Below are 17,104 nucleotides of genomic sequence, written 5' to 3'. Positions count from 1 at the left end.
TGACGAGGCATCTCACGGCTGCCAGGGTGCGGCCCCATAGACTTCTTCGCTGTGGAGAACGCGAGCAACACCTTCTGGGGGCCGGACTTCCAGCAGCTCAGCACCGTCGACCCGGAGATAGCCGGGGTGGTGCTGGGCGAGCTCGAACGGCTGCGTGGCGGCCTGCAGCTGATCGCCAGCGAGAATCTCACCTCCCCGGCGGTGCTCGCGGCGCTCGGCTCGACGCTGACCAACAAGTACGCCGAGGGCTACCCGGGCCGGCGCTACTACGGCGGCTGCGCCGAGGTCGACCGGGCCGAGGAGATCGGCATCGCCCGGGCGAAGGAGCTCTTCGACGCCGAGCACGCCAACCTCCAGCCGCACTCCGGGGCCAGCGCCAACCTCGCCGCGTACGCGGCCCTGGTGCAGCCCGGCGACACGGTGCTGGCGATGGACCTGCCGCACGGGGGGCACCTCACCCACGGCAGCCGGGTGAACTTCTCCGGCAGGTGGTTCCACACCGTCGGCTACACCGTCCGGCGGGACACCGAGCTGATCGACTACGACGAGGTCCGCGACCTCGCCCTGGCGCACCGACCCAAGATGATCATCTGTGGGGCGACCGCCTATCCCCGGCTGATCGACTTCGCCCGGTTCCGGGAGATCGCCGACGAGGTCGGCGCGTACCTGATGGTGGACGCCGCGCACTTCATCGGGCTGGTCGCTGGCCGGGCCATCCCGTCGCCGGTGCCGTACGCCGATGTCGTCTGCGCCACCACCCACAAGGTGCTGCGCGGCCCGCGCGGCGGCATGATCCTCTGCCGGGAGTCGCTGGCCTCCCGGATCGACAAGGCGGTCTTCCCGTTCACCCAGGGCGGCCCGCTGATGCACGCCGTCGCGGCCAAGGCGGTCGCGCTGCGCGAGGCCGCGCAGCCCGAGTTCCGGGCGTACGCCACGCAGGTGGTGGAGAACGCCCGGGCGCTCGCCGCCGGGCTGGCCGCCGAGGGGATGCGCCCGGTCTCCGGCGGCACCGACACCCACCTGGCCCTGATCGACCTGGGCGGGACCGGGGTGACCGGCGCCGAGGCCGAGGCCCGCTGCGACGCCGCGACCATCACGCTGAACAAGAACGCCATCCCGTACGACCCGCAGCGGCCGATGGTCGCCTCCGGCATCCGGGTCGGCACGCCGAGCGTCACCACCCAGGGCCTGGGGGTGCCGGAGATGCGCCAGGTCGCCTCGCTGATCGCCCGTGCGGTACGCACCGATCCGGCCGCACCGGGGAGCGCCGACACGCTCGCCGGGATCGCCGCCGAGGTCGCCGAGCTGGCCGCCGCCTTCCCGGCGTACCCCCGTGGCTAGGCCCTGGGTGCGCGCGCCGGAAGCGGCCGCGGACCGGCGCTGGCGCCTGCGTCACCTGCCGGTGCTGCTGCTCGCCTCGGCGCTGCTGGGTGCGGTGGCCGCGCTGCTCGGCGGGGTGACCGGCGGTGGTGACGCGGCGCTGGGCGCCGCGGCCGGGGTGGCCGTGACGGTGGTCAGCTACACGCTGACCACAGTGGTGCTGGCCTGGGCCGACGCGGTCAACCCGCAGCTGGTGCTCCCGTTCGGGCTCGGCCTGTACGCCGCCAAGTTCACCCTGCTGGGTGTCGTGATGGTGGCCGTGGCATCGACCGGCTGGGAGGGGCTGATCCCGCTCTGCCTCGGCATCGCGGCGGGGGTGGCGGTCTGGACCGGGGTGCACATCTGGTGGCTGACCAGGGTGCACCAGCGCGGGCTGTCCCGCTGACGGGTGCGGCGACACCGGCCGTGGTCTTTCGGGGCGCCGTCCCACCTGGCGGGCGACGCGCATGTCCGTCCACCTTCGGTCATTTTCTGCCTGGCGTAAGGGGAGTAGCGTGCCTCCAGACGACTTCACCCGCCAGATACCCACACAACGACGTTGTGCGGGGGGTGAGGCACAGCCTCGTATTCCCGGCTGATATCGTTCGCCCCGTCATGGCTGGTGACCAAACCCCCCGACCCACCGGCGGCCCGGACGATGTTCCGACCGGCGCCGGCCAGGGTTGGACCGCGCTCTCATACCTCATCGGGGGCATGCTCGTCTGGGGTTTCATCGGCTGGCTGGTCGATCAGTGGCTCGACACCGGGGGCATCGCCACCGGGATCGGCGTCGTGCTCGGCATGGCCGGGGGGATCATCCTGGTCGTCCGCCGACTCGGCACGCCTACTTAGGAAGGGACGCGGTGTTCGGACAGGCGAACGTCCTGGCAGCGGGCCAGGCGGCATTCCCACCCAGTGTGGAGGACTTCTACCTGCCCAGCATCCTGCCCTGGGGTGCGCACGACTCGTACTGGTTCACCAAGATCACGGCGATGGTCTGGATCGCCGTCGGCGTTCTGATCATCTTCTTCCTGGCCAGCTACCGGAATCCGCAGCTGGTGCCGACGAAGAAGCAGTGGTTCGCCGAGTCGATCTACGGCTTCGTGCGGAACAACATCGCGGTCGACATGATCGGGCACGCGGGGGTGCGGTTCGCGCCGTACTTCACCACGCTCTTCTGCTTCGTCCTGCTGACGAACGCGTTCGCGATCATCCCGTTCTTCCAGATCTCGCCGAACTCGCACATCGCGTTCCCGGCGTTCCTCGCCGTGATCAGCTACCTGCTGTTCAACTACATCGGCATCCGGCACCACGGCTTCGTGAAGTACTTCAAGAACTCCCTGATCCCGCCGGCGCCCTGGTACATCCTGCCGCTGCTGATCCCGATCGAGTTCTTCTCGACCTTCCTGGTCCGGCCGTTCTCGCTGGCCGTCCGTCTCTTCGCGAACATGTTCGCCGGCCACATGCTCCTGCTGGTCTTCACGCTCGGCGGTTTCGCGATGCTCAGCGCCAACACCTGGCTGGCGCCGGTCTCGGTGCTGTCCTGGGTGATGACCATCGCGCTCACCTTCCTCGAGTTCCTGGTGATCGTCCTGCAGGCCTACGTCTTCACCGTGCTGACCGCCAGCTACGTGCAGGGCGCGCTCGCCGAAGAGCACTGATCCACTTCGTACCAACAGTTGTCGTCCCGCGTGACCGTCACGCGTGATAACCAGGAGGAACCCACTAATGGACATCGCCGCGGTTACCGGCAGCACCGCCGCCATCGGCTACGGCCTCGCCGCCATCGGTCCCGGTATCGGCGTCGGCCTGGTCTTCGCCGCCTACATCCAGTCGACCGCCCGGCAGCCGGAGTCGTCCCGGATCACCCTGCCGTACGTCTGGATCGGCTTCGCCGTCATCGAGGCGCTCGCGCTGCTGGGCATCGCCTTCGGCTTCATCTGGGCCGGCACCGCCTGATCCAGCCCTTCTGACCGGGAGGTTTTCCCATGCTCTTCCTCGCCGCTCAGGGTGGTGAGACGACCCACAACCCGATCATCCCGCTCTGGCAGGAGATCGTGGTCGGTGGCATCGCCTTCATCGTGCTCTGCTTCGTGCTGATGAAGTTCGTCTTCCCGCGGATGGAGCAGACGTTCCAGGCGCGGGTCGACGCGATCGAGGGTGGCATCAAGCGCGCCGAGGCCGCCCAGGCCGAGGCCAACCAGCTGCTCGAGCAGTACCGCGCGCAGCTCGCCGAGGCGCGGACCGACGCCGCCAGGATCCGGGACGACGCCCGGGCCGACGCCGAGGGCATCCGCCAGGACGTTCTCGCCAAGGCGCGGGAGGAGTCCGACCGGATCATCGCGGCCGGCAAGGAGCAGCTCGCCGCCGAGCGGGCCACCATCGTGCGCGAGCTGCGTACGGAGGTCGGCACCATCGCGGTGGACCTGGCCAGCAAGATCGTCGGTGAGTCGCTCGCCGACGAGGCTCGTCGCAAGGGCACCGTCGACCGGTTCCTGAGCGGTCTCGAGAGCGCGGGGGCCCGCTGATGCAGGCCGCCAGCCGGGAGTCGTACACGGTCGCGGCCGAGCGCCTCGACGCGTACGTCCGCGGCGCGGAGCCGTCGGCGGTGGTCTCCACCGCCGACGACATCCTCTCCGTCGCCGATCTGCTGCGGCGCGAGCCGCGGCTGCGCCGGGCGCTGTCCGACCCGGCGCGGTCCGGCGAGGACCGTGCCGGGCTGCTGACCGGCATCCTGGGCGGCAAGGTGGGCGCGGACGCGCTCGACCTGCTGACCGGGCTGGTCTCCGGCCGGTGGTCGGCGCCGTCGGAACTGCTCGACGGCACCGAGCGGCTCGGCGTGGAGGCGCTGCTCGCCAGCGCCGACAGGTCGGGTGACCTCGGTGAGGTCGAGGACGAGCTGTTCCGCTTCGGCCAGGTGGTCTCCGGTCAGTCGGCGCTGTCCAACGCGCTGTCCGACCCGATCGCCCCGGTTGGGCAGCGGGCCGGGCTGGCCCGTGAGCTGCTCGCCGCCAAGGCCCGCCCGGTGACCGTCCGCCTCGTCGAGGCGGCTCTCGGCGGGTTCGGGGGACGCTCCTTCACCGGGGCGCTCACCCGGCTGGTCGAGCTGGCCGCCGACCGGCGGGACCGGCAGGTCGCGTACGTGACCGTGGCCGCCCCGTTGAGTGACGAGGAAGAGCGACGCCTCGGTGCCCGCCTCTCCGCGATGTACGGTCGAGAGGTTTCCGTCAAGCAGACGGTTGACCCGGAGGTGCTCGGTGGGGTGAGCGTGCGGGTCGGTTCCGACCTGTACGACGGCACCGTGCTGCGCCGCCTCAACGAGACCCGCAACGCGCTCGCGAAGCGCTGACCAGCGTCTCCGTAGCCCCCTGATCGACGCCATTCGGACCGGTCGGTACTAGGTATCCCGGGACCCTGATACTTAAGGAAGCAGAGGATGGCCGAGCTGACCATCTCGACGGAGGATATCCGCGGCGCCCTGGAGCGCTACGTCTCCTCCTACACCGCCGAAGTCTCCCGCGAGGAGGTCGGCACCGTCGCCGATGCCGGCGACGGCATCGCCCACGTCGAGGGCCTCCCCTCGACCATGACCAACGAGCTCCTGGAGTTCGAGGACGGCACGCTCGGTGTGGCGCTGAACCTCGACGTCCGGGAGATCGGTGTCGTCGTCCTCGGTGACTACGGCGGCATCGAAGAGGGTCAGCGCGTCAAGCGGACCGGTCGGGTGCTGTCCGTGCCGGTCGGCGACGCCTTCCTCGGCCGCGTGGTCAACGCGCTCGGCCAGCCGATCGACGGGCTCGGCGACCTCGCGAACGAGGGCTTCCGCGAGCTGGAGCTCCAGGCCCCGAACGTGATGTCCCGGCAGTCCGTCTCCGAGCCGCTGCAGACCGGTCTCAAGGCCGTTGACGCCATGACCCCGATCGGCCGGGGGCAGCGACAGCTGATCATCGGTGACCGGAAGACCGGCAAGACCACCGTCGCGCTGGACGCCATCCTCAACCAGCGGGACAACTGGCGCTCCGGCGACCCGACGAAGCAGGTCCGCTGCATCTACGTCGCCATCGGCCAGAAGGCCTCCACCATCGCCTCCATCAAGGGCCAGCTGGAGGAGGCCGGCGCGATGGAGTACACCACCATCGTGGCCTCCCCGGCCTCCGACCCGGCCGGCTTCAAGTACCTCGCCCCCTACACCGGCTCGTCCATCGGGCAGCACTGGATGTACGGCGGCAAGCACGTCCTGATCGTCTTCGACGACCTGAGCAAGCAGGCCGAGGCGTACCGGGCCGTGTCGCTGCTGCTGCGTCGCCCGCCGGGCCGCGAGGCGTACCCGGGTGACGTCTTCTACCTGCACTCCCGTCTGCTGGAGCGCTGCGCGAAGCTCTCCGACGAGCTGGGCGGCGGCTCGATGACCGGCCTGCCGATCATCGAGACGAAGGCCAGCGACATCTCGGCCTTCATCCCGACCAACGTCATCTCGATCACCGACGGCCAGATCTTCCTCGAGACCGACCTGTTCAACCAGGGCGTCCGGCCGGCGATCAACGTCGGCACCTCGGTCTCCCGGGTCGGTGGCGCCGCGCAGGTGAAGCCGATGAAGAAGGTCGCCGGTTCGCTCCGGCTCAACCTGGCCCAGTTCCGCGAGCTGGAGGCGTTCGCCGCCTTCGCCTCCGACCTGGACCGGGCCTCCCGCGCCCAGCTGGAGCGCGGTTCCCGCCTGGTCGAGCTGCTCAAGCAGTCGAACTATGCGCCGTACCCGGTGCAGGAGCAGGTCGTCTCGGTCTGGGCCGGCACCGAGGGCAAGCTGGACGACATCCCGGTGGGCGAGGTCCGGCGCTTCGAGTCGGAGTTCCTCCAGTACCTGCGCCACAAGCACGGGGGCGTCCTCGCCGCGATCGCGGACAACAAGTGGGACGACGAGATCATCGGCTCGCTCGACTCGGCCATCACCGAGTTCAAGCAGGTCTTCCTGGGCAAGGAGGACGAGCAGCGGATCAACGAGGCGCCGGCCAAGCCGCTGGAGGGCGAGGAGAACCGTGAGACGGTGACCCGCTTCCGCGACGGCTCGACCGACCGCCCGGTAGAGAGCTGATCCATGGCCGCCCAGGTACGCGTTCTTCGTCAACGGATCCGCTCGGCGAAGTCGATGAAGAAGATCACCAAGGCGATGGAGCTCGTGGCGACGAGCCGGATCGCCAAGGCTCAGGCGCGGGTGGAGGCGTCCCTGCCGTACGCCCAGGCCATCACTGGCGTGCTCACGGCGCTTGCGTCCAACGCGCGGATCGACCACCCGCTGCTCACCCCGCGTGAGCGGGTGCGGCGGGCGGGCGTCCTGCTGGTCACCAGCGACCGGGGTCTCGCCGGCGGCTACAGCTCCAACGCGATCAGGACGGCGGAGTCACTGATCGCCCGGCTCAAGGCCGACGGCAAGGAGCCGGTGCTCTACGTCATCGGGCGTAAGGGCGTCACGTTCTACCGGTTCCGCAACCGGCCGATCGAGGCGAACTGGACCGGCTTCTCCGAGCAGCCGTCCTTCGCCGACGCCCGTCAGGTGGGCGAGACGCTGATCAAGGCGTTCATCGGCGGCGCGGACGACGTCGACGGCGGGCCAGGGCCGGACGGGGTGCTCGGGATCGACGAGCTGCACATCGTCTACACCGAGTTCCACTCCCTGATGACCCAGACGCCCGTCGCGAAGATCATCGGGCCGATGCAGGTCGAGGACCGTCCGCGGTCCGAGGGTCTGCTGCCGGCGTACGACTTCGAGCCGGAGGCGGACGCGCTGCTCGACGCGCTGCTGCCGAAGTACATCAACACGCGGATCTACGCGGCGTTGATCGAGTCGGCGGCGAGCGAGTCGGCGGCTCGGCGGCGGGCGATGAAGAGCGCCACCGACAACGCCGAAGAGATGATCGAGAAGTACACGCGTGAGATGAACACGGCCCGCCAGGCCGGGATCACCCAGGAGATCAGCGAGATCGTCGGCGGCGCGAACGCGCTCGCCGCGTCGGGAAGTGAAGTGTGATGACTGCCCCAGTAGAGACCAAGACGGCCACGGGTCGCGTGGTCCGGGTCATCGGCCCGGTCGTCGACGCCGAGTTCCCGCGCGACGCCATGCCGGCCCTGTTCAACGCCCTGCACGTGGACGTGACGCTCTCCGGCGGCGAGAAGACGCTGACCCTGGAGGTCGCCCAGCACCTGGGTGACAACATGGTCCGCGCCATCTCGATGCAGCCGACCGACGGCCTGGTCCGTGGCACCGAGGTGCGCGACACCGGCTCGCCGATCAGCGTGCCGGTCGGCGACGCGGTCAAGGGCCACGTGTTCAACGCGATCGGTGAGTGCCTCAACCTGACCGAGGGCGAGACCCTCCAGGCCGACGACCGGTGGGGCATCCACCGCAAGGCCCCGGCCTTCGCGGACCTGGAGCCGAAGACCGAGATGCTGGAGACCGGCATCAAGGTCATCGACCTGCTCGCCCCGTACGTCAAGGGCGGCAAGATCGGCCTGTTCGGCGGTGCCGGTGTGGGCAAGACGGTGCTCATCCAGGAGATGATCACCCGGGTCGCCCGGAACTTCGGTGGTACCTCGGTCTTCGCTGGCGTGGGTGAGCGCACCCGTGAGGGCAACGACCTCATCGCCGAGATGACCGAGTCCGGCGTCATCGACAAGACCGCGCTGGTCTACGGCCAGATGGACGAGCCGCCGGGCACCCGGCTGCGGGTGGCGCTGTCCGCGCTGACCATGGCGGAGTACTTCCGCGACGTGAAGAAGCAGGAGGTGCTGCTCTTCATCGACAACATCTTCCGCTTCACCCAGGCCGGTTCCGAGGTTTCCACGCTGCTCGGCCGCATGCCGAGCGCCGTGGGTTACCAGCCGACCCTGGCCGACGAGATGGGCGAGCTCCAGGAGCGGATCACCTCCGTCCGGGGCCAGGCCATCACCTCGATGCAGGCGATCTACGTGCCCGCCGACGACTACACCGACCCGGCGCCGGCCACCACGTTCGCCCACCTGGACGCGACCACCAACCTGGAGCGGTCGATCTCCGACAAGGGCATCTACCCGGCCGTGGACCCGCTGGCGTCCTCGTCCCGGATCCTCGCCCCGGAGTTCGTCGGCGAGGACCACTTCCAGGTCGCCACCGAGGTGAAGCGGATCCTGCAGCGCTACAAGGACCTGCAGGACATCATCGCCATCCTCGGTATTGAGGAGCTCTCCGAGGAAGACAAGATCACCGTGCAGCGCGCCCGGCGGATCGAGCGCTTCCTGTCGCAGAACACCTACGCCGCCGAGCAGTTCACCGGCGTGCCGGGCTCGACGGTCCCGATCAGCGAGACCATCGAGGCGTTCAAGAAGATCAGCGAGGGCGAGTACGACCACTTCCCCGAGCAGGCCTTCTTCATGTGCGGCGGTCTGGAGGACCTGGAGCGCAAGGCGAAGGAACTGATGTCGGAGGGCTGAGACCTCCGCCACAGCAACGAAGGCCACCCCGGCGCGAGCCGGGGTGGCCTTCGCCGTGTCCGGTCCTGATCGTGCCCCGTGTCGGTTCTCCGGGTACGCGGTGCCCGCAGCGGCGCGGTACCGTTTCGAGCGCGACGCCCGCGAACCGGCGTCGCTCCGGTGCAACTTTTCGGCTGCGTACGCCCGTCTCCTAAGTCGTGGGCGTGACGACGAATGGAGAAGCTCGTGGGTAAGGCCGGCAAGGGCGGCGGCAAGCCGTCCATGTGGTCGGGCGTGCCGCGGTGGGCCAGGACGTGCACCGTCTTCGGCGCCGTGCTCATGCTGCTCAGCGGCGTGGTGCTGGTCGGCTACGAGGCGCTGCTGGCCCGGTACGAGGGCGCCGTCGGCAAGGCCGACCTCTTCGGCGACCAGGCGGCCGGGGCGCAGGAGCGCAAGAGCGACATCAAGGGCCCGCTCAACATCCTGCTGGTCGGCACCGACCCGCGCAAGGCGGAGGACCGGCCGCTGGCCGACTCGATCATGGTGCTGCACGTGCCGGAGTCGATGGACCGGGCGTACCTGTTCTCCATGCCCCGCGACCTCTACGTCGACATCCCCAAATTCGACAAGGCCGGCTACCCGGGCGGCACCGGGAAGCTCAACGGGGCCATGTCGCACGGCAGCGTCGTGCGGGGGCAGAACCCGAGCGCCCCGCAGGGCTTCGCGCTGCTCGCCGAGACCGTGCAGAAGGTGACCGGCATCGAGCGGTTCGACGCCGGCGCGATCATCAACTTCACCGGCTTCCAGAAGATCGTCGACGCGATGGGCGGCGTCGACATGTACATCGAGCGGGACGTGACGTCGGAGCACCGCGAGCCGGACGGCACCCACCGCAAGGGCAACCCGAACGGCCCCGGCTACATCGGGCCGCAGGCGGAGTACAAGAAGGGCACCCAGCACCTGAGCGGCTGGCAGGCGCTGGACTACGTCCGGCAGCGCTACCCCAAGAACGGCGTCCCGGACTCCGACTACGGCCGCCAGCGCCACCAGCAGCAGTTCATCAAGGCGATGGTCAAGCAGGCGTTCAGCGCCGACGTGGTGACCAACCCGATCAAGCTGGACAAGGTGATCCGGGCCGCTGGCCAGTCGTTGACCTTCAACGGCCGGGGCAACAGCGTGGTCGACTTCGCCATCGCCCTCAAGGGCGTCCGGTCGGAGAACGTCGAGCTGATCAAGCTGCCGGGCGAGGGGATCGGCACCGGCCGCGCGTACAAGGGCGAGCGGCTGCTGCCCGCCGCCGACGACTTCTTCACCGCGCTGAAGAACGAACAGCTGGACGCGTTCCTCCTCGAACACCCGGAGTTCCGCAACCGGAACAAGTGAGCCCCGCGGCACCGCCGGGCCGGCTTCCCGCCGGCCCGGCTCCGCGTGTCACCACGCCAGGTGGTGCAGGTCTCGCCACCCGCGTTGGGGAGCCCCCGGCGGCGGGACTAGACTTTTGGCAATCCGCCGCCGCAGCAAGGAGACAGCGTGGCACAGCAGCTTCACGTCGAGCTCGTAGCCGTCGAGGAGAAGGTCTGGTCCGGTGAGGCCGAGATGGTCGTCGCCCGGACGACCGAGGGTGAGCTGGGTGTGCTGCCGGGGCACGCGCCCCTGCTCGGCCAGCTCGCGGAGCCCAGCCAGATCCGTATCAAGCAGGCCGGCGGCCAGCAGGTCGCGTACGACATCGCCGGCGGCTTCCTGTCGGTGACCGGTGAGGGCGTCACCGTCCTCGCCGAGAGCGCCTCCCCGGCCACCCCCGCGCGCTGAGCCGACCCGCCGATGGAGATCGTGGAAGGGATCGGAATCGGCTTCGCGGTGGTCGTCGCCGCGGCCCTGATCCTCTTCATCCGGCGGGCCCTCGTCACGCGTAGCGGAGGCATCATCCGGCTCGGCGTCCGGGTCACCACCGTGCTCGACGGCCGGGGCTGGTCGCCCGGCTTCGGCCGGTTCGCCGGCGACGAGCTCCGGTGGTACCGGATGTTCAGCTTCGCCCTGCGGCCCAAGCGGGTGCTCTCCCGCAAGGAGCTGGTGGTGGAGCGCCGGCGGCTGCCCGAGGGGCAGGAGCGGTTCTCCATGCCCGCCGACTGGGTGATCCTCCGGTGTACCAGTCACCACGCTCCGGTCGAGATCGCCATGGCGCGATCCACGGTCACCGGGTTCCTCTCCTGGCTCGAGGCCGCCCCGCCGGGGGCGGCCTCGCCGCGTCTGGCGTCCCAGGACTGGCCCGCCGCCTGATCTCCCTTTGGTCGCGGCTTCGGGTGTGTCCAGGGGCGCCGGCCAGCGGCGTACCTGGACCGGGACTCACCGGTGCAGCGGACGGCGGCAGTGGTAGACCAGGGCCGGCGGCAGGTTCGTCCAGACCGTCCGTCCCACGGTCACCTCGTCGAAGACGCCGGTCAGCAACCGGTGGAAGCGTCGCGCCGGCCGGGTCGGCAGCGCGTGCCGGTACGCGAAGGTGGTGAAGACGCCGCCGCGTCCGAGCGTCGCGACGACCGCGTGGAGGATTGCGCGTTGCCGGTCGGCGGGGAACGCGGCCCAGGGCAGCCCGCTGACCACCACGTCGGCGGAGGGCAGCTGGCGTTCCGCCAGCAGCGCGTCGAGCGTGGCGGCGTCGGCGCGTACCACCTCCACGATCGGGTGCCGGCGGGCCAGGCCGGTGGCGAAGGCCGGGTTGACCTCGACCGCCATGTGGTGACCTCGGCCGGCCAGCCGCTCCTGGATCGCCCGGGTGAATGCCCCCGTCCCTGGGCCGAGTTCGACCACCAGTGGATGTCCCACCCGAGGCACGGCCGCGGTGATGTCGCGGGCCAGTGTGGCACCGCTGGGCAGCACCGCTCCGGTGGTGAGCGGGTGCCGGGCGAACTGGGCGAGGAAGGTCGGCGTATCGCTGGTCACGCCGGTCGACGCTAGGCGCGCGGCGAGCGGGCGGGCGTCGTGCCGGCGGTCGGGATACCGGCCACCCGGAGGAGGTGTGACGGCCGATGGGAGGGCCAGCGCAGGTGCGGGCCGTCCGTATGGTTGGCCCGGTGATGGGTGGGCGACGCGGTTGGTGGCCGGAGCTGCTGCTCGGGCTGGGCACGGCCGCGTTGGGTCTGGCCAGCACCACCTGGATGGCCTCGGCCGGAGTGCCTCGCGAGAAGTGGGCGGGCGTCTTCGCGGTCCTCGCCGGGCTCGCCCTGGTCGCCGTCCGGCGGTGGCCCTGGCCGGTGCTGCTCGCGGAGTCGGCGCTGCTGGTGATGGCCGACGCGGTGACGCTGCCCGGCTCGGGCACCGCGCAGCTGGCCGCGGCGGTCGCGCTGGGCTACGTCGCGTACCGGTTCGGCCGGCGGGCGACGGCGGCGGCGTACCTCCTCTTCCTCGCCGCGACGGTGGTCGACGCCGTGGACGCGGGCAACGTGGGTGTGCTCTCCGGCGGTCCGGGGGTGATCCGGCTGGTCCTGCTGGCCGGGGTCGCCGCCGCACCGATGGCGTTCGGCCGCTACCTGCGTGGCGTGCGCCAGGTCGCGACGGCGGCGGAGGAGCGCGCCCGGGAGGCGGAGGAGCGCCGGGCGGTGGAGACCCGGGCGGTCCGGCTCGCCGAGCGGGCGAGCATCGCCCGGGACCTGCACGACATCGTGGCCCACCACATCGCGGCGATCGCCCTGCGCGCCGGCGCGGCCCGGTACGCGGTGCAGCACACCGGCCGGACCGACGAGGCGGTGTCCGCCCTGGGGGAGTTGCGGGACACCGCCGGGAAGGTGCTGGACGAGCTGCGGGAGCTGCTGGAGGTGCTCCGGGACCCGGAAGCGGTCGAGCCGGCCGACCTGCAGGTGGAGCCGGAACAGGTGATCCGGGAGGCGGCCCGCCGGGTTCGCGAAGCAGGGCTGGCCGTCCAGGTCGCCGTCCCGTCCGCGCTGGCCCGGGTGCCGCTGGTGGTGGGGACGACGGCCTCCCGGGTGGTGCAGGAGGCGCTGACCAACAGCCTCAAGCACGCCGGCCCCGGGGCGATCGCCTCGGTGGACGTGTGGGTCGTCGACGGTGCGCTGCTGGTGGAGGTCCTGGACAGCGGGCCGGCGCGGCCGCGCCCCACGCTGCCGGCGTCGGGCTACGGGCTGAGCGGGATGCGGGAGCGGGTCGGTCTGCTCGGTGGCACACTCGCCGCGGCGGCCACCGAAGGCGGCGGCTGGCGGGTGCGGGCCCGGCTGCCGATCAGGGAGAAACCATGATCAGAGTTCTCGTGGTCGACGACCAGACCCTCGTCCGGGCCGGCGTGGGCCTGCTGCTCCGGACGGCCGGTGGCTTCGAGGTGGTCGGCGAGGCGGGAGACGGCCACGACGCCGTCCGGCTCGCCGAGCGGCTGCGGCCGGACGTGATCCTGATGGACCTGCGGATGCCCCGGATGGACGGCATCGAGGCGACCCGACGGATCCTGATGCGGCAGCCGTCGGCCCGGGTGCTCGTGCTGACCACCTTCGCCGACGACGCCAACGTCTACGGCGCGCTGGGCGCCGGCGCGCTCGGCTACCTGGTGAAGGACGGCGCCCCGGAGGAACTGGTCGACGCGGTGGGCCGGGCGGCGCGCGGGGAGGCGCTGCTGGCGCCGCCGGTGCTGGCCCGCGTCCTGCACCGGGCGCTCGCCGCCCACGACCGTGACCAGCGGCCCCACCCCGACGCGTCCGTGCGGCTGCTCAGCCCCCGCGAGCGGGAGGTGCTGGCGCTGGTCGGCGCTGGACTGTCGAACGCGGAGATCGGTGCGCGGCTCCACCTGGGGGTGACCACCGTGAAGACGCACGTGTCGGCCGCGATGGAGAAACTGGAGCTGCGCAACCGGGTGCAGGCGGCGGTGCTGGCGCACCGGCTCGGCCTGGTCGACGACGACTTCAATCCGGTGCCGGGTGCGGGGTCACCCTAGGGAGACGGCCGGCCATCCGGAGGACCCCGGTCGGCCGGCGGGAGGACGGCGGGGCCGTCCGGGCGCGGCACGCTTGCTGACGTGACTCTCCTGGATTCCCTGCTGGACCGGCTCGGCACCCTGCCACCGGGCTACGTCCTGTTGGCCGCCGCGGCCGTGCTCGCCGCCGAGGTGGGCCTGCTGGCCGGCGTGGTGCTGCCGGCGGCCACCACCATGCTGACGGTGGGGCTGCTGGCCCGGGCCGGTCGGCTCGACCTGGGGGTGGCGCTCGTCGTGACGACGCTCGCCGCGTTCGCCGGGGACCAGCTCGGTTACCTGGAGGGGCGGCTGCTCGGCCCCCGGCTGCGACGCGGACGGCTGGGCCGGTGGGTGGGGGAGCACCGCTGGGGGCGGGCCGAGGCCCTGGTTGCCGCCCGGGGTGGGCCGGCGGTGCTGCTTGGCCGCTGGACCGCGTTCGTCCGGACCCTGGTGCCCCGGGTGGCCGGGATGGCCCGGCTGCCGTACCGCCGGTTCGTGCTCTTCGACGGGCTGGCGGTGGCGGTCTGGGTGCCGGGGACGGTGCTGCTCGGCTGGGCCGTCGGCGCGGTGCCGACCGGGCTGCTGGCGGCCGCCGGGGTGTTGCTGGTCGCGGCCGTCGCCGTCGTCGTCGCGGTCCACCGGCGTCGGGTGCGCCGCCGCCGTCGCGCCGCGCGGTCCTGCCCCGGGCCGGCCCGCGGCCGCCGGCCGACCCGGCGGTGGCCGGGCTCGCAGCGGACCGGAGCCGGGCGGAGCGCCCCGGCCAGTCGCGGGGCCCTCGACCGTTCCTGATCTCGCCGGCCGCCGCCGGAGGTTCGGTCGCCGGATCCGGTCCACCGGAGCGGCCGGGTGGCTGCCACGGCGTCCGGTCCGCGGGAGGGTCACGCCTCAGCCGACCTCGGCGACCAGCTCGACTTCGTACCCGTGCCCGTCGGTGAGGTAGGCGGCGTAGCTGTGCGGGCCGCCGGCGTGCGGGTGGCGGTCCGGGAAGAGCAGCGTCCAGCCGTGCGCCGGCGCGGCCGCGACCAGCCGGTCCACCGCGGCGGGCGGACCGGCGTGGAACGCGAGGTGGTTGAGGCCGGGGGCGAGCCGGTCGTGGAACCACCCGGACAGCGCCGGGGACTCCTCCATGACCAGGTACGTCGGGCCGAGCCGCCAGGACCGGCCGGCCGGCCAGTCCTGGTACGGCGTCCAGCCCAGCTCGCCGAGCAGCCAGCCCCAGCTCGCCTTCGCCGCGTCGAGGTCGGGCACCCAGACCTCGACGTGGTGCAGCGTGCCGGTGCTCAGCGCTTCCCGCCCGGCACCCATAGCACATCGCCGTCCGGATTTGCCGTTCTTGACAGGATAAAGAGCAGATCGGAGAGCCGGTTGAGATACTTTGCCGGAAGGGAGTTGGTGCGATCCGGGTCGTGCGCGACCAGTGCCCAGGCGGCCCGTTCGGCGCGCCGGGCGACCGTCCGTGCCACGTGCAGCAGCGCCGCGCCCGCGGTGCCGCCGGGGAGGATGAAGGAGTCGAGCTTGCTCAGGCGTGCGTTGTACTCGTCGCACCAGCCCTCAAGGCGCTCCACGTACTCCTCGGTGACCCGCAGCGGCGGGTACTTCGGGTCCGGCTCGACCGGGGTGGACAGGTCGGCGCCCACGTCGAACATGTCGTTCTGGATCGACCCCAGCACCGCCCGGAGTTCCTCGTCGAGCTGCCCGAGGGCGAGCGCCACGCCGATCGCGGCGTTGCACTCGTCGACATCCGCGTACGCGGCGATCCGGGGGTCGGTCTTCGACACCTGCTCGTTGTTGCTCAGCCTGGTCATGCCGGCGTCGCCGGCCTTGGTGTAGATGCGCGTGAGGTGGACGGCCATGACGCACAGCCTACGGATACCGGACCTGACGATCCCGGCCCGGCCGGACCCGGCCCTCGGGTGGCCGGGCGGAGCGGGGCCCGGTGACGCCGGTGACCCGGCGGTCAACGACGTCGACGTCATCCGGGTCGACGGCGACGCCCGCCTGGCCGGTACGGTGCACGTGGTCGGGGCCAAGAACTCCGCGCTCAAACTGATGGCGGCCGCGCTGCTCGCCCCGGGCCGCAGTGTGATCACCAACGTTCCCCGGATCACCGACATCGCGATCATGGGGGAGGTGCTGCGCCGGCTCGGCTGCGGCGTGCGGTTCGAGGCCGACGATCCGGTCGACCCGATGGTCGCCCGGGGCGGGGTTGCCCGGTCCCGCTCGGTCATCATCGACGTGCCCGAGCGGCCCGGCGCGGAGGCCGACTACGACCTGGTCCGCCGGCTGCGCGCGTCGATCTGCGTGCTGGGCCCGCTGCTGGCCCGCCGGGGGTACGTGCGGGTGGCCCACCCCGGCGGGGACGCGATCGGCTCCCGCGGGCTGGACATGCACATCTCGGGACTGACCCGGATGGGCGCGGACATCTCGGGTGAGCACGGTTTCGTCATCGCCTCCGCCCCGGACGGCCTGCACGGCGCGGAGATCGTGCTGGACTTCCCCAGCGTGGGGGCCACCGAGAACCTGGTGATGGCGGCGGTGCTGGCCCGGGGCGTGACGGTGATCGACAACGCGGCCCGCGAGCCGGAGATCGTCGACATCTGCACCATGGCCAACCAGATGGGTGCCCGGATCTCGGGCGCGGGCACCTCCACCCTGCGCATCATCGGGGTGTCCGAGCTGCGCCCGGTGCGGCACGCCACGGTGGGGGACCGGATCGTCGCCGGCACCTGGGCGTTCGGCGCCGCGATGACCCGGGGGGACGTCACCGTCACCGGCCTGGACCCCGCCTATCTGGAGGTCGCGCTGGACAAGCTGGTCTCGGCCGGCGCCCTGGTGGAGACCCGCGGCGACGCCTTCCGGGTACGCGCCGACGACCGGCCCGCCGCCGTCGACGTGGTCACCCTGCCGTACCCGGGCTTCGCCACCGACCTGCTGCCGATGGCGATTGGCCTGGCCGCGGTGAGCCACGGCGCCTCGCTGATCACAGAGAACATCTTCGACGGCCGGTTCATGTTCGCCAACGAGATGATGCGGCTGGGGGCGGACATCCAGACCGACGGCCACCACGCGGTGGTACGGGGTCGCGACCGCCTCTCCGGCGCCCCGGTGCGCGCCACCGACATCCGGGCCGGCGCGGGCCTGATCATCGCGGGGCTCTGCGCGGAGGGGGTCACCGAGGTGTCCCACGTGCACCATGTCGACCGGGGCTACCCGGACTTCGTGGCCGACCTGCGGGCGCTCGGTGTGGAGGTGGAGCGGGGGACCACGCCGACGGCGCCGGACCTCACCATCTGAGAGGCCCCGCCGCCGGGGCCTTAGCCGTCGTTCAGGCTCGCCGACTAGGGTGCAGACAGA

Annotated in this window: 20 protein-coding genes; 17 read left to right on the top strand and 3 right to left on the bottom strand. The window is 71.6% G+C overall.

Annotated features, from left to right (window positions below; all coding sequences use genetic code 11):
- The first annotated feature begins 51 nt into the window (after positions 1 to 51).
- The 13 genes from glyA (at position 52) to ABZ807_RS06190 (ending at position 11,076) form a co-directional block, all read left to right on the top strand.
- Positions 52 to 1,341 (top strand): serine hydroxymethyltransferase, encoded by a 1,290-nt coding sequence (glyA, locus tag ABZ807_RS06250; protein WP_357153528.1) that lies wholly within the window; start codon positions 52 to 54, stop codon positions 1,339 to 1,341.
- Positions 1,334 to 1,765: a hypothetical protein gene (locus tag ABZ807_RS06245; protein ID WP_357153527.1), complete on the top strand. Its 432-nt coding sequence runs from the start codon at positions 1,334 to 1,336 to the stop codon at positions 1,763 to 1,765. The genes glyA and ABZ807_RS06245 overlap by 8 nt, the downstream gene beginning before the upstream one ends.
- Positions 1,766 to 1,974: 209 nt before the next feature.
- A complete protein-coding gene (locus ABZ807_RS06240; protein ID WP_357153525.1) occupies positions 1,975 to 2,211 on the top strand; it encodes a hypothetical protein in 237 nt (78 codons plus the stop codon).
- 11 nt (positions 2,212 to 2,222) lie between these two features.
- Entirely contained in the window at positions 2,223 to 3,020 is a 798-nt protein-coding gene (atpB, locus tag ABZ807_RS06235; RefSeq protein ID WP_357153524.1) for a F0F1 ATP synthase subunit A, read from the top strand.
- A 67-nt stretch (positions 3,021 to 3,087) separates the two neighbouring features.
- Positions 3,088 to 3,318, top strand: coding sequence for a F0F1 ATP synthase subunit C (locus tag ABZ807_RS06230; protein ID WP_357153522.1), 231 nt, complete (start codon positions 3,088 to 3,090; stop codon positions 3,316 to 3,318).
- 29 nt (positions 3,319 to 3,347) lie between these two features.
- Positions 3,348 to 3,887 carry a F0F1 ATP synthase subunit B gene (locus ABZ807_RS06225; protein WP_357153520.1) on the top strand — a complete coding sequence of 180 codons (540 nt, stop codon included), beginning with the start codon at positions 3,348 to 3,350 and terminating at the stop codon, positions 3,885 to 3,887.
- On the top strand, positions 3,887 to 4,708 hold the full coding sequence (locus ABZ807_RS06220; protein ID WP_357153518.1) for a F0F1 ATP synthase subunit delta: 822 nt from the start codon (positions 3,887 to 3,889) through the stop codon (positions 4,706 to 4,708). Before ABZ807_RS06225 ends, ABZ807_RS06220 begins: the two co-directional genes overlap by 1 nt.
- 87 nt (positions 4,709 to 4,795) lie before the next feature.
- Positions 4,796 to 6,448, top strand: a complete 1,653-nt coding sequence (atpA, locus tag ABZ807_RS06215) for a F0F1 ATP synthase subunit alpha (protein ID WP_357153517.1) — start codon at positions 4,796 to 4,798, stop codon at positions 6,446 to 6,448.
- A 3-nt stretch (positions 6,449 to 6,451) separates the two neighbouring features.
- On the top strand, positions 6,452 to 7,381 hold the full coding sequence (locus tag ABZ807_RS06210) for a F0F1 ATP synthase subunit gamma (RefSeq protein ID WP_357153515.1): 930 nt from the start codon (positions 6,452 to 6,454) through the stop codon (positions 7,379 to 7,381).
- The gene (gene atpD, locus ABZ807_RS06205; protein WP_357153513.1) at positions 7,381 to 8,820 is read left to right on the top strand and encodes a F0F1 ATP synthase subunit beta; all 1,440 of its coding nucleotides are present in this window, start codon (positions 7,381 to 7,383) and stop codon (positions 8,818 to 8,820) included. Before ABZ807_RS06210 ends, atpD begins: the two co-directional genes overlap by 1 nt.
- Before the next feature lie 213 nt (positions 8,821 to 9,033).
- Positions 9,034 to 10,182, top strand: a complete 1,149-nt coding sequence (locus ABZ807_RS06200; RefSeq protein WP_357153511.1) for an LCP family protein — start codon at positions 9,034 to 9,036, stop codon at positions 10,180 to 10,182.
- A 147-nt stretch (positions 10,183 to 10,329) separates the two neighbouring features.
- Positions 10,330 to 10,608: a F0F1 ATP synthase subunit epsilon gene (locus tag ABZ807_RS06195; RefSeq protein ID WP_357153509.1), complete on the top strand. Its 279-nt coding sequence runs from the start codon at positions 10,330 to 10,332 to the stop codon at positions 10,606 to 10,608.
- A gap of 12 nt (positions 10,609 to 10,620) precedes the next feature.
- The gene (locus ABZ807_RS06190; RefSeq protein WP_357153507.1) at positions 10,621 to 11,076 is read left to right on the top strand and encodes a DUF2550 domain-containing protein; all 456 of its coding nucleotides are present in this window, start codon (positions 10,621 to 10,623) and stop codon (positions 11,074 to 11,076) included.
- Between the two features lie 66 nt (positions 11,077 to 11,142).
- Here the strand turns inward: ABZ807_RS06190 and ABZ807_RS06185 are convergent, their stop codons facing one another.
- The gene (locus ABZ807_RS06185) at positions 11,143 to 11,736 is read right to left on the bottom strand and encodes a methyltransferase domain-containing protein (protein WP_357153506.1); all 594 of its coding nucleotides are present in this window, start codon (positions 11,734 to 11,736) and stop codon (positions 11,143 to 11,145) included.
- A gap of 134 nt (positions 11,737 to 11,870) precedes the next feature.
- Here ABZ807_RS06185 and ABZ807_RS06180 point away from each other — a divergent pair, with 134 nt between their 5' ends.
- From ABZ807_RS06180 to ABZ807_RS06170, 3 genes are all read left to right on the top strand, one after another.
- A complete protein-coding gene (locus ABZ807_RS06180; protein ID WP_357153505.1) occupies positions 11,871 to 13,046 on the top strand; it encodes a histidine kinase in 1,176 nt (391 codons plus the stop codon).
- A complete protein-coding gene (locus ABZ807_RS06175; RefSeq protein WP_357153503.1) occupies positions 13,043 to 13,732 on the top strand; it encodes a response regulator transcription factor in 690 nt (229 codons plus the stop codon). Before ABZ807_RS06180 ends, ABZ807_RS06175 begins: the two co-directional genes overlap by 4 nt.
- 81 nt (positions 13,733 to 13,813) lie before the next feature.
- Positions 13,814 to 14,539: a DedA family protein gene (locus ABZ807_RS06170; protein ID WP_357153502.1), complete on the top strand. Its 726-nt coding sequence runs from the start codon at positions 13,814 to 13,816 to the stop codon at positions 14,537 to 14,539.
- A gap of 96 nt (positions 14,540 to 14,635) precedes the next feature.
- Here ABZ807_RS06170 and ABZ807_RS06165 read toward each other — a convergent pair whose 3' ends face one another.
- Both ABZ807_RS06165 and ABZ807_RS06160 read right to left on the bottom strand, forming a co-directional pair.
- Positions 14,636 to 15,055, bottom strand: coding sequence for a VOC family protein (locus ABZ807_RS06165; protein WP_357153500.1), 420 nt, complete (start codon positions 15,053 to 15,055; stop codon positions 14,636 to 14,638).
- The gene (locus ABZ807_RS06160; protein WP_357153498.1) at positions 15,031 to 15,603 is read right to left on the bottom strand and encodes a cob(I)yrinic acid a,c-diamide adenosyltransferase; all 573 of its coding nucleotides are present in this window, start codon (positions 15,601 to 15,603) and stop codon (positions 15,031 to 15,033) included. The genes ABZ807_RS06165 and ABZ807_RS06160 overlap by 25 nt, the downstream gene beginning before the upstream one ends.
- On the opposite strand from ABZ807_RS06160, the gene murA reads away from it, so the two are divergent.
- Positions 15,602 to 17,044 (top strand): UDP-N-acetylglucosamine 1-carboxyvinyltransferase, encoded by a 1,443-nt coding sequence (gene murA, locus ABZ807_RS06155; RefSeq protein ID WP_357153497.1) that lies wholly within the window; start codon positions 15,602 to 15,604, stop codon positions 17,042 to 17,044. The two genes, ABZ807_RS06160 and murA, sit on opposite strands and share 2 nt — an antisense overlap.
- The last annotated feature ends 60 nt before the right edge of the window (positions 17,045 to 17,104 follow it).

The organism is Micromonospora sp. NPDC047548 (assembly GCF_040642975.1).
GTDB lineage: Bacteria > Actinomycetota > Actinomycetes > Mycobacteriales > Micromonosporaceae > Micromonospora.
The sequence above is the reverse complement of the archived record's forward strand: the minus strand, read 5'-3'. Positions and strand labels throughout refer to the sequence as shown.

Coding starts and splice junctions, on each gene's coding strand:
- ABZ807_RS06240 (WP_357153525.1), top strand. CDS start 1,975: ATGGCTGGTGACCAAACCCCCCGACCCACCGGCGGCCCGGACGATGTT.
- ABZ807_RS06230 (WP_357153522.1), top strand. CDS start 3,088: ATGGACATCGCCGCGGTTACCGGCAGCACCGCCGCCATCGGCTACGGC.
- ABZ807_RS06225 (WP_357153520.1), top strand. CDS start 3,348: ATGCTCTTCCTCGCCGCTCAGGGTGGTGAGACGACCCACAACCCGATC.
- ABZ807_RS06220 (WP_357153518.1), top strand. CDS start 3,887: ATGCAGGCCGCCAGCCGGGAGTCGTACACGGTCGCGGCCGAGCGCCTC.
- atpA (WP_357153517.1), top strand. CDS start 4,796: ATGGCCGAGCTGACCATCTCGACGGAGGATATCCGCGGCGCCCTGGAG.
- ABZ807_RS06210 (WP_357153515.1), top strand. CDS start 6,452: ATGGCCGCCCAGGTACGCGTTCTTCGTCAACGGATCCGCTCGGCGAAG.
- atpD (WP_357153513.1), top strand. CDS start 7,381: ATGACTGCCCCAGTAGAGACCAAGACGGCCACGGGTCGCGTGGTCCGG.
- ABZ807_RS06200 (WP_357153511.1), top strand. CDS start 9,034: ATGGAGAAGCTCGTGGGTAAGGCCGGCAAGGGCGGCGGCAAGCCGTCC.
- ABZ807_RS06190 (WP_357153507.1), top strand. CDS start 10,621: ATGGAGATCGTGGAAGGGATCGGAATCGGCTTCGCGGTGGTCGTCGCC.
- ABZ807_RS06180 (WP_357153505.1), top strand. CDS start 11,871: ATGGGTGGGCGACGCGGTTGGTGGCCGGAGCTGCTGCTCGGGCTGGGC.
- ABZ807_RS06175 (WP_357153503.1), top strand. CDS start 13,043: ATGATCAGAGTTCTCGTGGTCGACGACCAGACCCTCGTCCGGGCCGGC.
- ABZ807_RS06165 (WP_357153500.1), bottom strand. CDS start 15,055: ATGGGTGCCGGGCGGGAAGCGCTGAGCACCGGCACGCTGCACCACGTC.
- murA (WP_357153497.1), top strand. CDS start 15,602: ATGACGCACAGCCTACGGATACCGGACCTGACGATCCCGGCCCGGCCG.
- ABZ807_RS06160 (WP_357153498.1), bottom strand. CDS start 15,603: ATGGCCGTCCACCTCACGCGCATCTACACCAAGGCCGGCGACGCCGGC.